This window comes from Bacillus seohaeanensis, from assembly GCF_042684945.1.
Lineage (GTDB): Bacteria > Bacillota > Bacilli > Bacillales > Bacillaceae_B > Rossellomorea > Rossellomorea seohaeanensis.
In genome coordinates this window covers 43,936-57,359 of the sequence record NZ_JBHUMF010000031.1, presented here as the reverse complement: position 1 = coordinate 57,359, position 13,424 = coordinate 43,936, and the positions used below count along the sequence as shown (strand labels likewise).

Below are 13,424 nucleotides of genomic sequence, written 5' to 3'. Positions count from 1 at the left end.
CGCAATTCACGCTGCGGAATTGCACCCGTTTGTTTAAAACTGATTACTGATGTTTTTTTGTACAAACTACTTCAAAAAGGACTTATTAAATGGTTGTTTTCGTAAAGTTTGTTGTTTGTGGGTAATGGACCGTTCCTTTCCGCTGCAGGCAAGTGCCTTCCGTTCCAATCCACTCTATGTTTTCAATTGTTGTTAAAAACAACAATCTTTTAGAAAACAGCCTATCAAATGGAACTAATATATAAAATCAGTTAGTTAACAGTTAACCCACTTAATTTTTCCCATTCACTTAAGTACATTCTATCTGTTAGATTTTTAGGATTACCAACCTTACAAATGAATTCTAAGCTATTACCATCGGGGTCATTAAAGTGAATTTTAGCATGTCCAAAATTCCCATTAGGATTGGGCATTACGAAAGGTTCAGTAGGTTCAAAACCAAATGCCCTTCTTGGTGTGTAACCTTTATTTTCTAGCCAAGCAACTGAGTCTTTTAAGTCTTCTAAAGAGACCTCGAAAGCCACATGTCTAATAGAGGGATGATATTCCGTTTCTACTTTATCGGTATTCCATAGACCAAGCCAACTTTTCCCCTTTTCAATCCATAAAAAAGCTAATCTATCCTCGACTTTATGATCAAACTCCAAACCAAGTCCCTTATAAAACTCAATAGAACTATTGAGGTCACTCACTGGTAAATGCGCTTCATATAAACCTTTAATCATTTTGAAATCTCTCCCTAAAAATCGTTATCCAACGTCTGCGCCCTGACTTTTAAGTACATTACTTTAAGAAAGTTTTCACCTTTTACCTATTTTCCAATGCTTCTTTTGAGACAATATGCCAACCGTGTGCCTCAAGTTTCTCTATGTAGGTTTCTATCTTGATTTCTTCCTCTTCTAACACAAGTGGACGTAAGGAAACAAAGCATTCATTTGAAGCATAATTAATTGTGACTTTTACAACTTCATAGCCATTATGAAATCCTGGATCGAATCCCGGATCATCTATTATGTCCCCTTTAACCGGACGAATAGTAGATTCAATTGTTTTCATCATTGCTTCTTGTATACCGTTCTCTTTTTGTTCTTTTACGGAAATGATAAAAATTAGTAAATTTATTTTCATTGTAGTCTCCTTTTTTACGTTAAATTGCACTATTACTCCTTTCCGTTTTTAGCAAAATTTCGGTTAAACCATTTGATCTTTTTAGGAATGTCGAAACAACTCCACCAAAAAAGAACGTAACGGAACAATTAGTTCCTATTACAAGAAAAGTATTCTACACTTAATCCAGATTTTTCAATTTTAGGCAACCCACCATTATCGTAACATTCATCCGTCATATTTCTGACTTCCGAATAGCTAAAATAAGCTTCGGAAATGAATAGAAAACCTGTTACTACCAAAACAGCTGAAATAGTTATTGCTAGTTTTTTTGTTAGTGTTGACTTTTTAAATTTCATGCGTACTCCTTCTTAAATCCATAGTCATATTAATCCATTTGATTGGCCTTTACTTAGTAAGCTTTCTTTTTCCAATACTTTTTACTCTGAGTACAATTATCCACACACTTAACGTGTTCGTTAGCTGAACTGTTACATTAACTTTAGAATTGGTTCCAGTCTCTTTTTAATAGAGAAAAAGAGTAATGGTCATAATACTTACCTCTGAATAAATGTTTATCTCTATAAACTCCTTCATTCTTAAATCCAAGTCTTTCTAATAGTTTCATAGAATTGATATTTCCTAAAGCGACATATGCATTAATTCTATTTAGTGCCATATTATTAAAGCCGCTTTCAATTGCACTTATCAATGCCTCTTTCATATATCCTTGTCCCCAATATTCGTGCCATAAGTCATAACCTATCTCCGCTATATTGTTCGTTCTGTCCCAACAATCATATCCACACGTACCAATTTGTTGATGATTATCATCTTTGGTGACCAACACCCATCGATTATATCCTTTTTCTTCAGGTTTTGAATTCCATTCAATAAATTCAATTGCATCATTTTTAGTCGTAAATAATTCTTCATCATATAAAAATTCACATACCTTTTCATTGCTGAAAAGTTGATAAATAAAATCAATATCCTCATTGCCCACGTTTCGCAAAATTAGCCTGTCTGTTTCTAAATCAGGAAATTTTTTATGTCCAATCATGTTAACAACTCCTTTTGATAACGCTTGTCTTTCGCATTAGTTGAGATAACCTACCCACATTAGTCGAAGAACTCTTCTGCTCTAAATTTAATGCTGCTTGTAGGTAATGAACCGTTCCTTTTGTTTAGGAAAAAATAAAAAAGCGTTCCAGCTATTGTTGCAAGAACGCGCCTATTATTTGAATAGGCTCCACTAGCTTTCTCATCTTTACTTTCTCATTTTTTCTAATAATCCATCATCGTCCATATTTCGAATTGTGGAGATTTTGCCATTGTCATTAAGGTTAACTCTTCCCGTGATAGTAGCTGTGTTTGTTTCACTATCTTTGCTGTATTCTACTTTGACTTCATAATTGTAGGCATTATTTTGAGTGTTTTTTATCTTTTGTATGTCAATATTTATTGGCTGTAATTGATATCCATTTTCATACGCAAATCTTAGAAATGCCAATACATAATTGGCATTCACAATGTCTTCCAAGTCCGAAACTAGAGGCTTATAGTTTTCTTCTAGATATGCTTCTAACTCAGGTGGATATGGATCATCTTGCTCAAGAACTTTTCTTAGTTCCTCATTAGGTCCTGTGAACTCCTTTTCCAAATAAATTTGGATTGTTTTCACATTTTCATCACTATCCTTTGAGCTAGAGCCGGAATGTGAGCAACCTACCATTAACATTAAAACAATAGCGAAAACTATAAATTTCGGGATTAAGCCACCGATACACGAAGTCCTACCTTTTCTCATATCTCTCCCCCCTTTATAATGCTTATTCATCTAAACGCTCCTTAACTACTACGCATTAACTAAGAAGGGGTTTCAGAATTTTTCGCATTTTGCTCAACTACTGACTCCCTTTAATAAGCAGGAGTATATGTGAAATTTCTTTCTCATTTATACTGATGCCTTGCTCGCTATTTTGACGATCTACTCACCCGTCTGTTTAAGAAGTTATTTTATTATGGGAGAAGGTACTATTACAAAAACTAATTAAATACTTGGAAAATTTTAAAGCAGCATCCACTCTCTCCTCATCTGAGTTAAATATTTCTCCCTTTACACCTTTGCGAATATTTATTGCTTCTTTAATAATGTTATGCCACTCTTTTGGGATATGTAGCAGTCCATATTCACCTGCGCCGCGCTTTGAAATTATGTCGTGTTCCTTTAATGTGTAGTATTGACGCAACAATCCAAGAATGGACCATTCTATTTCCAGCTCTATATCTTCTGTCGGTATATTAAGAATTTCTTCAACTGAGTTCTCTATCCATTGAACTCTACCTGCCCAATAGGTATTCATATTTTCAAGTACATATGAAGTAAGTTGTTCTGGTTTGATTTCAAATCTAAATGTCGCAGGTTCTGGTCCTATAAGAGTTATTCCATTTTTCTTCAACTGCGACCAAGTGATAGGATTGAAGTTAAAATAAGCACCGAGGTTCATTTTACCGCTGTTATAATAAGGATAATTGATGTTATTTTCATTAGCACTAGCGTACAGTCCACCTAGATCTTCCCATAAAATATATACTCCATCCATTTCAGGCTTTTTATATTTACTTGCAATTGTTTCATGGATATCAGACAAAATTGCTACTTCTTCCTCTGTCAAACGGCGGTTTGTGATAGTAATAAAATCAATATCACTTGAATTATTAACATAGGCATCCAATGCAATGGAACCGTGTATATATAACCCTTCCATTGTATTGGGTATACGTTCATTCAATAAGCCAATGTACTCGTTTAAAACCTCTTGTACGATAAGTGGAATTCGTCTCATTGCGTTTAACCACCTTACATTAGATTTTTATCATTTTTACGACTTAAATGAATTAAAGTTCCAAGGAAACGATTTTAATTGTTATTAATTTTCCTTATATATTTTGTCTGCTCTTACCACACTCATAACCGTCAAAATTAGCGCGACGACAACAAAAATCACCCAGTAATGATTACTGTTTATTGCTAATACTATTGCAGTTACTCCTAATAAAAAAGATATGGTAAAACCAAGCATTGTTTTTAAATCTTTTAATACTGGCCAATTCATTTTTTCCCCTCCGTTTACCTCACATTAAGTCTCTTCCCTTTAAAGGGGATAAAGTGTAAAATTTAACTAAACATCCGTTAGCTTAACAAGGAAGGGTTCATTGTTGAAAAAGGACAAAGCTTTCCCACTATAAAATCAACACCTTGTTTGTACTACTCAAGATTTTCATAAATTTCTATGAGTGAACCATCTGGATCTCGAAAATGTGCAACCTTAAGACCCCACCTCACTTGTTCCTGTGGTTTACTAATAAAGTCAACTTTATCCTTTAATTCTAAATATTTTTCTTCTACATCATCCACTTTAAAAATTAAAGCTGTTTTATCAACATTCATGTCGGCAGGAGTATATTCATACCCTAATGCTTCATCCATTTGTTTTCTTTCGAATATCCCCAAATAGGAGTTTCCAACTTTGAATTGACCGTACAAAGAAGTTTCATCTCCCCAAGAAACGTCAAATCCTAAAACATCCCTATAAAATAGAAAACACTTTTTATAATCATCTACGAGTAACCGTGTATGCGTTAATTCCAATTTAAAAGTCCCCTCCATTTTTTGTACACTGCTTATTTACATTCTCTTCACCGACAATTTAAGAACGGTTGTTCATAATCAATATATTAATCCTAACATAATATTCCAAATGTTCGCTATATAAAATCGAAAACTTCAGAAACATTAAAAAATAAGCCTTGGGAGAACCCAAAGCCTATCTGTATAACTTATTGCCAATCTTTTTTATTAATCTGTAATCCCTCGTCACCAAAGAAATGCTTGATGTATTTCTCTTCCTCTTCAGCTGTTCTTACTTTCAATACTGGACTTTCACTTGGTTGTAATTGGTCATCTTTTATATTTCTAATTGTCAGATAGTCATTTGATATATTAGAGAAGTCTCCTTCTATCCATTTATCTAAGATTTTCTGATAAGGTTGAGCTGCCTTTATTTCGACTGCTCTGTTTTTTAAATATTGAAGATTAGCTCGATTAACCTGAAGTCTTTTGACATCAGGCGTTCCTCGAAGATGGTAGCTTTCATCTTCTCCTTTAAACTCAAGCTTCTGGAGAGCTAAGGTTATCATTGCGTAGTAGAAGTCATCATCCTTCTTCATTTCTCCCATGTCTTTTGCTGCTTTATCTAATTCAGCTTGGCTAACTTTATGAACTTCTACTTTTGCTGCTTTATTGGATTCTGCCTGGCTTACTTTATGAACTTCTTGAGTTGAAACTGCCTCTACTTTATCATCGTTATACGAATAAACTGCGTATGATCCTCCTATCACTAAAGCTAGCCCAAGAACTCCAGAAATAATTTTTATTTTCATTGTAAACTCCTCCCTGATGACTTCCTATCGTAGTAAACTAAATTTCCCTTTAAAGGATAATACTAATGTTTAATCAATATTTTTTAAAGTAACCTACTCACGTTCGTATAATAAGAAAAAGACTACCGTGATAGCCCTAACCCTTGCACTCACTTCGACGTAACAGCCATTACCTATGTCCTTCTTTTCTTGCTTGGATGTATCCATAATAAGCACAAGTTCCATTTTCAGATAAATCCCTTACCTCAAAGCCACATTTTTCATAAAAACTAAAATTATTTGAAGAAGTATGAGCAAACCAGTCACCGTGTGGAAGTTTTTGAACACATAACTCTACTAATCTTTGACCGATTCCTTTTCCACGATATTGGGATAGCACTACTAAATCCATAATAGTAGCAGCCATTATTTTATCTGAAAGAACTCTTACCATCCCAATCATTTGATCGTTATCCCAAACAGTAAAGGCCCAAGTTGAATTTTTAAAAATTAGAGTGAATTTTTCTTTCTGCCAATTTGGTGTAGTTTTTGCCCACCCTGCATCTTTAAACAATTCCTCAACATATTCAGCAGGAACTCCTTCTGTACCTTCTCTAATAACAAGTCCATTAAAATACTGATACATATATGTTTTCCCCCTAATCATTTTAAAGATCTTTACTACATTTCTGTGGGTACTTCCTCTTGTGTATCCTTATTTCTTCTTCAACGCTACTACCCCATTCGTGAAAGAGCAACTGCTCAATTGAGTAATCGCACTCACTAGTTTACGTATATTCTTTCACAAACTTTCCTTTGAAAACAGATGTAACATTTTTCTACTCAAAGGGTATTTGGAAGAAAACAGCCGCTACTAATTTCAGCTGTAAAAATGATTGAAGCTAGCAACTAAAGATAGGTTTCAGCAAATTGTTCTTCTGAAATTACTCTTAATCCATTTCTTTTTAATAAAGCAGAAGTTACACCCATCCCCTCAATTTTTTCACCAATGAATTTGCCGTTATAAATCTTTAAACTGCCGCAGGATGGGCTATTTTCCTTGAGAACCACTATAGTCGCATTTATTTCTAGAGCTTTTTCGAGTGTAGCATAAGCTCCTTTTATGTAAAGTTCTGTGACATCTTTCCCTGATTTCTCAACTACTTTAGCCTTTTCATCGAGTACATCATCTCCGTTTCCACCTATTATTTCAGCAGGTTCTCTTGGAATTGAAAATCCACCTAGTAATTCTGGACATATTGTAATAGCTTTATTTTCTTCTACAAGTTTATTTATTTCATTATTTAAACTGTGCGTGCCGTTATATCTCACCGTCAATCCCGCTAAGCAGGAACTCACCAATATCATATTTCTTCCCCCTTCAACATAAATCTTTCTTAATAAATTTCATCAAAAATTTATTCAACCTGCTTCGTTAACACAATTATCTTCTTTCACCAAGTCAAAGAAGTAAAATGATTTACTGCGCAGCATTTAGTCTATTACGTAATAAAAGGGTTAATCTGTAACATTTGCAGAAGCCTAACTATAATTCCTAGTAATCTTGCTTTTAAAATGAAAGAACCTAAAGCCGGAAGTTTAATGGAGTCATTTATTATAGCTAACTATGAGATTTATCCCTGTTTTTCGATGAGTTATATAATGCAATAAAGTTAAGGATTAATATTACTACTCCCCCTATTAGAAAGAAGTAAGATAATGCCACTTTGTCTCCCCAGTTGTTATACGCTTGGAAAAAAGCAATAAACACTATAAAGAAATTTATATATATACGAAACTTAGGAATATCTTTCATAAATACACCTCTCTTATAAAAATAATAGTTTTAGCACATTAAACTAAATGACCTTATGAAAGAATACTGCGTCTTTCATTCAATACCCAAAAGCCCCTCTAGTATGGCAACATGTGCTAAAAATATTGCCCCCATTGACACAGTAAAATTAAATAATACCTACCAAAATGACAGATGCTACTAAAACAAGTATAAATACACTTTTGATCTTATTTTTCTTCCACATATCAAATATTGAAAAGACTCCTCCTAAAGCAAAGAAAGCAAGTCCAATTACTTCCATTACCCTTATAGCGAATAGAGTCCCTAAATGTGCGAAAAAAGCGCCCATTACCATAAGTCCAATTGTAAAAATAAAACGGCGTGACTTAAAATCATTGAACGCTGATTTTCTGTCATCAGCATTCATTTTTAAGTAACCTCTAACAACCATAAAAGTTGGTATTCCCCACATAATTATAAAGATTGCAAGAGAATCGGTATCTATGTTCAATAATTTTCCTCCCATCTTATCGTAACTGCTTCTTTAATGAAAAAATGTGCCTGCCTCTTACAGAAGCGCCCCCTACAGTTTTTATTCACTCTTCTATTACCGCATGCTTTCATGTAGCCTCAGCCTCGGTTACCACTATTCATTCCATTCATCCATTATTATTCAAGTGACTTGAGATCCTACGAATAAACCGAATCTACCTGAAAGGGTTCAAGTACATTTTTTTACAATTTTACCATAAATATTGATAGACTATAAAAAAGGGAGGAACACAGAATGGAATTTAAATTTAAAAACGGTGCTATTGTTCTACCTCCTATACACATTACGATTATTGTTCTAATTGTTATTTTTTGTTAATCAGGAAGAAGGGATTTAGTTTTTGTCACTAAATCCCCCTTAACATTCGGTAATAGAAATTATTTTCTAAATAAAACGGTATCTACGAGATAATTGCATGATAACCAAAAGAACCGTTAATCCAACAATAAGATACCATAGTGTATTAAAAGGAACTACAAACATTAATACACTAAAAAAAACAGCCATTAAGGAACTAATTGTAATTGATTGTACGGTTGTAAATTTATTTTGAATTAAATAATATAAAGCGAATGGGAGTGCTAACGTAAATACCGGAATATACATTGTTACAACGGATGTTTTAAAAAGAGCTAATGAAAGTACAGCTATTATAAAACCTATTGACGTAGTAAGTGTTCTTCCTACAAATACTTTACCCGAAAAATAGCTATATAGCAGAACAAACATAATTATTAAACTAGCCCAAATTCCCGTTATTGATACAAATGAATATCCCATGATGAAAGCCGATATGGAAAGACTAACGAAAGAAACACATGGTAACAACAATATTAAAGGAGTTTGCTCTTTTTCCATATTCATCACATTTGTAAAACCTATAAGAAACAATAAAGAAAATGGAATTGTTATATACCCTAATTCAATTTGCTTAATATAACTAATTTCAAGATTGCCAACCATTATAATGATTAGTGATGCACTAATTTGGCCAAGCAACACCCAAATGCCCGATAACTTTAAAAATTGAGTGAGTTTAGTTGTAACTACAAGTAACATCGTACCAATAAATAAAGCTAAATATAACAAACTTTCCCCTCCCCATTAACTCTTTAAAACTGCCCCAAAGTTTAGTATTTGGATATAAAAGTTGGTATTCCCCACATAATTATAAAGATTGCAAGAGAATCGGTATCTATGTTCAATAGTTTCCCTCCCATCTTACTATTAAAATCTAGTTATCATCGTTACTTTTTGCACCCTTTACTTTAAGGGAAACTATTCACTTTCCTTCCTAATCAACCTATCAATTAACCGCCTCTTTTCTTTTATCATTATTAGATATCTTTTCTTCAACAAGCTTAGTTAACGTTTTTTCTACTTTAAAAAATCCATATAATGCTTCGTTTTGTTCAATGATCTTTTTCACTTTTTTTATATGTTTTAAAGCTACGTCTTTATCATTTTGGAGATACGCAACCATTGCCTTTCCTCTATAAAAAGATACGGGTTCAATACTAGTTAGGAAAGTTTGACAATGTTCGATTTGTTCCACTTGAACATCATCCTGTAAGAAGTGTGACAGTTGTTGCATATGAATGAGGAAAGCCAATTCAAATTTATTCTTCTTTGTCACAGGTATTTTACTATATTCTGTCATCGCTTTAACGGCAGATTGAAATCCATTTTTTTCGTTTTCAAAATAATATACCATCATCGCATACTGTAAATGTTCAATACTAGCCACCTTTCCTTTTGCTAACTGAATAAATTCATAATCCCATTCAGTTGGTATTCTTTTACTGAGCAATTCCCTACCTATAAGCAAATTTTCTATTAGTTTGGTAGATTCATCGTTATTTTTCAGTAAAGAAAGCAAAACATAACCATCCGTTCTACTAGTTTTAATTGGCAAAATTGTCGCAAGAAAAATAGCACCATTCATTATTGCAAAATAGATTAGAAACACGTAAGAAAATTGTTCATATAAAATATAGCTAATAGTTCCTAGTAATAGAGACAAAAAAGGACCACCAGCTGCAAACATTGACCATTTTTTAATAATTGTTTCTTTACTTATTTGTATAGGTGGTGTCATCATAGAAACTCCACCAAAAAATAACCAATTTTTATTTTCTTTCAATTGGATGCCATTTGTATATTTCTCGATTTGGATTGGTCCTACTATATAGAAAAAAAATTCAAACCCACTTAATTTTCCAAAAACAATATGTCCGAGTTCATGTAATGCAATGGCTAGCCACATCGCTAACACAAGACTCAAAATCATTGCTGTCGTATCATGTGTGCCCTCGAAGTACAATCCTATCAACATCAAAAGAACTACAAAGAACGATACCCATTTAGGTGTTAAAATGCCCTTCATTTCTATCTCTTCTCTCTATATGGTTTATATATAATTTTTTCATTGAATTATTCTGCCAGTTAATTGAACAAGGATACAATCCCTTATTTTCACAAGAACCCGTTAGCACAATAAGAAATTTTATAAATAACCCTTCATCCTAATAACTTTCCCATCAACCTCCGGACCAAATTCCTTCATTCCGACTTTAAGATAAAACTTAATTGCAGCTGTATTCGACGGGGAAACTCTTAAGTGATACTCACTAACTTTATTGTTTTGAAAAAACTGCTTCGCATAATTATGTAACTCTTTTCCTTTACCCTTTCCACGCATTTCAGGTATCAAATAGTAAAGATTCACATAACCAATCTCTCTACTTTCGTATTGACGAATGGTTAATTCCAGTTGTCCTATATATTTACCATCTTCCTCAACTAAAACAATGCCTTTTGGAAAATCTCTTATTTTTTCATCTAACCAATGCAGGTATTCCTCTTCTTCACCAAATCCAGAAGTATCTCCAAAACTTACTTTAAAGGAGTCTTTCCGAAATTTGACTACTTCATCTCGATGTTTCTTTATATCAATTTTCTCAAATTTCACTTTAGCACCCCCGGATCGTTCGTCCCTTTACCAAACCCCTTTTAGTTTAACGACACTTAGTTTGATGAGACTATTTCCACTAACTCTTCAATAGTTCCAATACATTTTTGGCCTTCTGCTAAATGATAAAACGTACTGGTAGTCGTGAAATTATTTACTTCATCAGTTGGTGAATAGAGATATATTCCTAGATACCTTTACGGTTTTAAATCATTGTCCTTTCTATTTGTTTTTATTTTTATCATCACCAAATTCATCATCTTTTTCTTTTTCCTCTTCTTTTTCTTCATGGAACTCAGTCGGCACTTGAGTCGTTATATAATCAAATGGTGTATAGTAATTATCAGGAAATGTTTTATTTTTTATTATTTTATAAACAACAAGTCCTATCAAACAGACCACTGCTAATGTAAAAAATGAAACTAATAACATGAAGACTTGCATAAGATACTCCTTAATTATATTTATGGTATATATTATTACGTCTTGAAATTACTATTAGTTTCAAAATTTATATTTTGATAGAGTACCATTTCTGCCCCAAGCCTTCTTCAACTATTCCGGTTCGTTCATACAATGATTCTACACTAACTTTAACATAAAATTCCAAAAAAAGATTGCCACGACTGACGATCTTCTTGTTTGACTCAAGCACCCATTATTTTAAGTGTAATACTTCATAAAGTTAACAAAGAACAATCTCCTTGCACGCTCCCCTCCCCCAACTCTGCTCTAAAAAGCCCTAGCTCGGACACAAAATTCACCAAGCTAGGGCTTTTTATACATAATTTAGTAACACTCTTTACATTCATACATGATGACAAGAAAAACATTATTCGCCAGATACTAATGTGGCATTATAACGTTTTTTAACTGCCTTAATAGACAAATAAAGCTGATTGTTTCCATATCTCAATAAATTATTTAATAAATTATTTAAAGCATCTTGTGAGCCAACCGCTAGCTTCAAAACATAACAAGCATCTCTAAAACACGATACACTTCGGTGATTTCACTACGAATATCAATAAATTTCAATAAATCATCATGCCTATGAGTATTCATAAAAAAGAAGACAAAGGCTGTATAAGGAATCCCCATCTTCAATTCATTAATCACGATAGAATAAGCTTGAATGATGTCGCTATCTTCCATTTTTTTATGCGACTCTCAACAGCCTGTCCTGTCATATGAATTTTTCTACCGATTTCCTTCCATAAGTCCCAAAAGTATGGTTAACGGACTTTTAGGACTTCGTTTCGTTTAAAATGAGTATTCATTTCGTGCATTCCATAGTAAATAGTCACCTATTCCGAGCTCTTTTCCAGCGTTAATTTGTTCTTGAACTTGCGTTAAATCATAAGGAATCTTCTTATCGAAATCCTGATACCAAGGTCTTATTTTAGCTGCCGGCTTCCCTTTTGATTTCACATTATTGTTTTTTTCAATCGCATCCTTAAGCCCTTCTTTAATTAACTGATAAGGGTTGTTTTCTGGATTAGCAATACCATAAGCGCCATTAGCGTAATGAGAGGGATACATCATAGGAGAAATGACATCAACATGTTGCGTAATCCTTTCCCACTTTTGTCCAATGCCCATATCATCTTTAGCTGTTGTTGTTAATCCAAATACATCGGCAGAAATAGTGAGGTTTTTATTTTTTAATGTTGAATAGGCATATTTTAAAAATCCCTCTATTGCTTCTTCCTTTGACCGCTCTTTAGCATATGGAAAGGAAACTTCATTGTCTATGTTTTTATAATCAGGGAAGCGGACATAATCCCATTGAATTTCATCAAAACCTAACTGTGCTACTTCTCTTGCTATAGAGATTGAATAATCCCAAACTTCTTTTCGATAAGGATCAATCCACATTATTCCTTTTGCATCTTTCCATAAAGTTTGGTTTTTTCTCTTTATTGCCCATTCTGGTTTGTTTTTTGCAAGATATGGGTCTTTAAACACGACAATTCTAGCGATCGTATAAATATTTTTATCTTTTAGTTTTTGTATAATGGAAGATAAATTTTTTATTGGGGCACCTTTGTCACTTTGCACCTGATTAACGAAAGGAAGGTTTGAATCGTACGTAACCATTCCTTCATCATTTTTCACATCGATGACTACTGTGTTTAGCCCTGTACGCATAATCAAATTTACGAAATGATTAAATTTCGCTTCGGTACTGATTGAGTTTGCCGTCAAGTAAATGCCTTTCGTTGTTTCTGCCTGGGAATTTGAATATGGGGAGCTTAAATTAAAAATCAATAATAAGGAAAGTATTGTAAAGACCTTATACATAGACATTCTCCTTTGGTTTTAAACTAAATACAACCTTAAGATTAATTTTTAATTTTGTTGTTTTTTTTATACCATGTAACTTTAGGAAATGAACCAAAAAAATCATTTAAGACTTCAATATTTCCATTCGCATGCTTTATAATGATTTACCTCATTAGTAGTATTAACGTGGGGACATAGGACAGGTTCATCGTCCCACTAAACCTGTTAGAAGATCTCTTGTTATCGTGGTGTATGTACAACGATTTAAGGTGAAATATAATCCG

18 protein-coding genes are annotated in these 13,424 nt (G+C 33.3%); all 18 read right to left on the bottom strand.

What is annotated here, in order from left to right; all coding sequences use genetic code 11:
- Positions 1-251: 251 nt before the first annotated feature.
- Positions 252-725, bottom strand: coding sequence for a VOC family protein (locus ACFSUL_RS13550; RefSeq protein ID WP_071411883.1), 474 nt, complete (start codon positions 723-725; stop codon positions 252-254).
- A gap of 82 nt (positions 726-807) precedes the next feature.
- Positions 808-1,128, bottom strand: a complete 321-nt coding sequence (locus ACFSUL_RS13545; protein WP_377936253.1) for a hypothetical protein — start codon at positions 1,126-1,128, stop codon at positions 808-810.
- Between the two features lie 128 nt (positions 1,129-1,256).
- The gene (locus tag ACFSUL_RS13540) at positions 1,257-1,466 is read right to left on the bottom strand and encodes a hypothetical protein (protein ID WP_071411881.1); all 210 of its coding nucleotides are present in this window, start codon (positions 1,464-1,466) and stop codon (positions 1,257-1,259) included.
- Positions 1,467-1,609: 143 nt separating this feature from the next.
- Positions 1,610-2,170, bottom strand: coding sequence for a GNAT family N-acetyltransferase (locus ACFSUL_RS13535; RefSeq protein WP_071411880.1), 561 nt, complete (start codon positions 2,168-2,170; stop codon positions 1,610-1,612).
- Between the two features lie 207 nt (positions 2,171-2,377).
- Positions 2,378-2,917 carry a hypothetical protein gene (locus tag ACFSUL_RS13530; protein WP_377936250.1) on the bottom strand — a complete coding sequence of 180 codons (540 nt, stop codon included), beginning with the start codon at positions 2,915-2,917 and terminating at the stop codon, positions 2,378-2,380.
- A gap of 196 nt (positions 2,918-3,113) precedes the next feature.
- On the bottom strand, positions 3,114-3,956 hold the full coding sequence (locus tag ACFSUL_RS13525) for an aminoglycoside adenylyltransferase domain-containing protein (protein WP_377936248.1): 843 nt from the start codon (positions 3,954-3,956) through the stop codon (positions 3,114-3,116).
- An 84-nt stretch (positions 3,957-4,040) separates the two neighbouring features.
- Positions 4,041-4,226 carry a hypothetical protein gene (locus tag ACFSUL_RS13520; RefSeq protein WP_377936246.1) on the bottom strand — a complete coding sequence of 62 codons (186 nt, stop codon included), beginning with the start codon at positions 4,224-4,226 and terminating at the stop codon, positions 4,041-4,043.
- Positions 4,227-4,378: 152 nt separating this feature from the next.
- Positions 4,379-4,762 (bottom strand): VOC family protein, encoded by a 384-nt coding sequence (locus ACFSUL_RS13515; protein WP_377936244.1) that lies wholly within the window; start codon positions 4,760-4,762, stop codon positions 4,379-4,381.
- Between the two features lie 188 nt (positions 4,763-4,950).
- Entirely contained in the window at positions 4,951-5,553 is a 603-nt protein-coding gene (locus tag ACFSUL_RS13510) for a hypothetical protein (protein WP_377936242.1), read from the bottom strand.
- Positions 5,554-5,722: 169 nt separating this feature from the next.
- A complete protein-coding gene (locus tag ACFSUL_RS13505) occupies positions 5,723-6,178 on the bottom strand; it encodes a GNAT family N-acetyltransferase (protein WP_071411874.1) in 456 nt (151 codons plus the stop codon).
- 263 nt (positions 6,179-6,441) lie between these two features.
- The gene (locus ACFSUL_RS13500) at positions 6,442-6,900 is read right to left on the bottom strand and encodes a DUF523 domain-containing protein (protein ID WP_377936240.1); all 459 of its coding nucleotides are present in this window, start codon (positions 6,898-6,900) and stop codon (positions 6,442-6,444) included.
- Positions 6,901-7,496: 596 nt separating this feature from the next.
- Complete coding sequence (locus ACFSUL_RS13495; protein ID WP_377936238.1) at positions 7,497-7,841, bottom strand: hypothetical protein; 345 nt, start codon at positions 7,839-7,841, stop codon at positions 7,497-7,499.
- Positions 7,842-8,267: 426 nt separating this feature from the next.
- Positions 8,268-8,972 (bottom strand): UDP-N-acetylmuramyl pentapeptide phosphotransferase, encoded by a 705-nt coding sequence (locus ACFSUL_RS13490; protein WP_377936236.1) that lies wholly within the window; start codon positions 8,970-8,972, stop codon positions 8,268-8,270.
- 217 nt (positions 8,973-9,189) lie between these two features.
- Positions 9,190-10,269: a site-2 protease family protein gene (locus ACFSUL_RS13485; RefSeq protein WP_377936234.1), complete on the bottom strand. Its 1,080-nt coding sequence runs from the start codon at positions 10,267-10,269 to the stop codon at positions 9,190-9,192.
- 120 nt (positions 10,270-10,389) lie between these two features.
- Positions 10,390-10,854, bottom strand: coding sequence for a GNAT family N-acetyltransferase (locus tag ACFSUL_RS13480; RefSeq protein ID WP_377936232.1), 465 nt, complete (start codon positions 10,852-10,854; stop codon positions 10,390-10,392).
- Positions 10,855-11,076: 222 nt separating this feature from the next.
- Positions 11,077-11,298, bottom strand: coding sequence for a DUF3951 domain-containing protein (locus ACFSUL_RS13475; RefSeq protein ID WP_071411869.1), 222 nt, complete (start codon positions 11,296-11,298; stop codon positions 11,077-11,079).
- A 522-nt stretch (positions 11,299-11,820) separates the two neighbouring features.
- On the bottom strand, positions 11,821-12,009 hold the full coding sequence (locus ACFSUL_RS13470; protein WP_377936229.1) for a hypothetical protein: 189 nt from the start codon (positions 12,007-12,009) through the stop codon (positions 11,821-11,823).
- A 108-nt stretch (positions 12,010-12,117) separates the two neighbouring features.
- On the bottom strand, positions 12,118-13,158 hold the full coding sequence (locus ACFSUL_RS13465; RefSeq protein ID WP_377936227.1) for a putative glycoside hydrolase: 1,041 nt from the start codon (positions 13,156-13,158) through the stop codon (positions 12,118-12,120).
- Positions 13,159-13,424 lie beyond the last annotated feature (266 nt).

Bases quoted from the DNA above. Each gene is read 5' to 3' on its own strand.
- ACFSUL_RS13550 (WP_071411883.1), bottom strand. From the start codon at position 725: ATGATTAAAGGTTTATATGAAGCGCATTTACCAGTGAGTGACCTCAAT.
- ACFSUL_RS13545 (WP_377936253.1), bottom strand. From the start codon at position 1,128: ATGAAAATAAATTTACTAATTTTTATCATTTCCGTAAAAGAACAAAAA.
- ACFSUL_RS13540 (WP_071411881.1), bottom strand. From the start codon at position 1,466: ATGAAATTTAAAAAGTCAACACTAACAAAAAAACTAGCAATAACTATT.
- ACFSUL_RS13535 (WP_071411880.1), bottom strand. From the start codon at position 2,170: ATGATTGGACATAAAAAATTTCCTGATTTAGAAACAGACAGGCTAATT.
- ACFSUL_RS13530 (WP_377936250.1), bottom strand. From the start codon at position 2,917: ATGAGAAAAGGTAGGACTTCGTGTATCGGTGGCTTAATCCCGAAATTT.
- ACFSUL_RS13525 (WP_377936248.1), bottom strand. From the start codon at position 3,956: ATGAGACGAATTCCACTTATCGTACAAGAGGTTTTAAACGAGTACATT.
- ACFSUL_RS13520 (WP_377936246.1), bottom strand. From the start codon at position 4,226: ATGAATTGGCCAGTATTAAAAGATTTAAAAACAATGCTTGGTTTTACC.
- ACFSUL_RS13510 (WP_377936242.1), bottom strand. From the start codon at position 5,553: ATGAAAATAAAAATTATTTCTGGAGTTCTTGGGCTAGCTTTAGTGATA.
- ACFSUL_RS13505 (WP_071411874.1), bottom strand. From the start codon at position 6,178: ATGTATCAGTATTTTAATGGACTTGTTATTAGAGAAGGTACAGAAGGA.
- ACFSUL_RS13500 (WP_377936240.1), bottom strand. From the start codon at position 6,900: ATGATATTGGTGAGTTCCTGCTTAGCGGGATTGACGGTGAGATATAAC.
- ACFSUL_RS13485 (WP_377936234.1), bottom strand. From the start codon at position 10,269: ATGAAGGGCATTTTAACACCTAAATGGGTATCGTTCTTTGTAGTTCTT.
- ACFSUL_RS13475 (WP_071411869.1), bottom strand. From the start codon at position 11,298: ATGCAAGTCTTCATGTTATTAGTTTCATTTTTTACATTAGCAGTGGTC.
- ACFSUL_RS13470 (WP_377936229.1), bottom strand. From the start codon at position 12,009: ATGGAAGATAGCGACATCATTCAAGCTTATTCTATCGTGATTAATGAA.
- ACFSUL_RS13465 (WP_377936227.1), bottom strand. From the start codon at position 13,158: ATGTATAAGGTCTTTACAATACTTTCCTTATTATTGATTTTTAATTTA.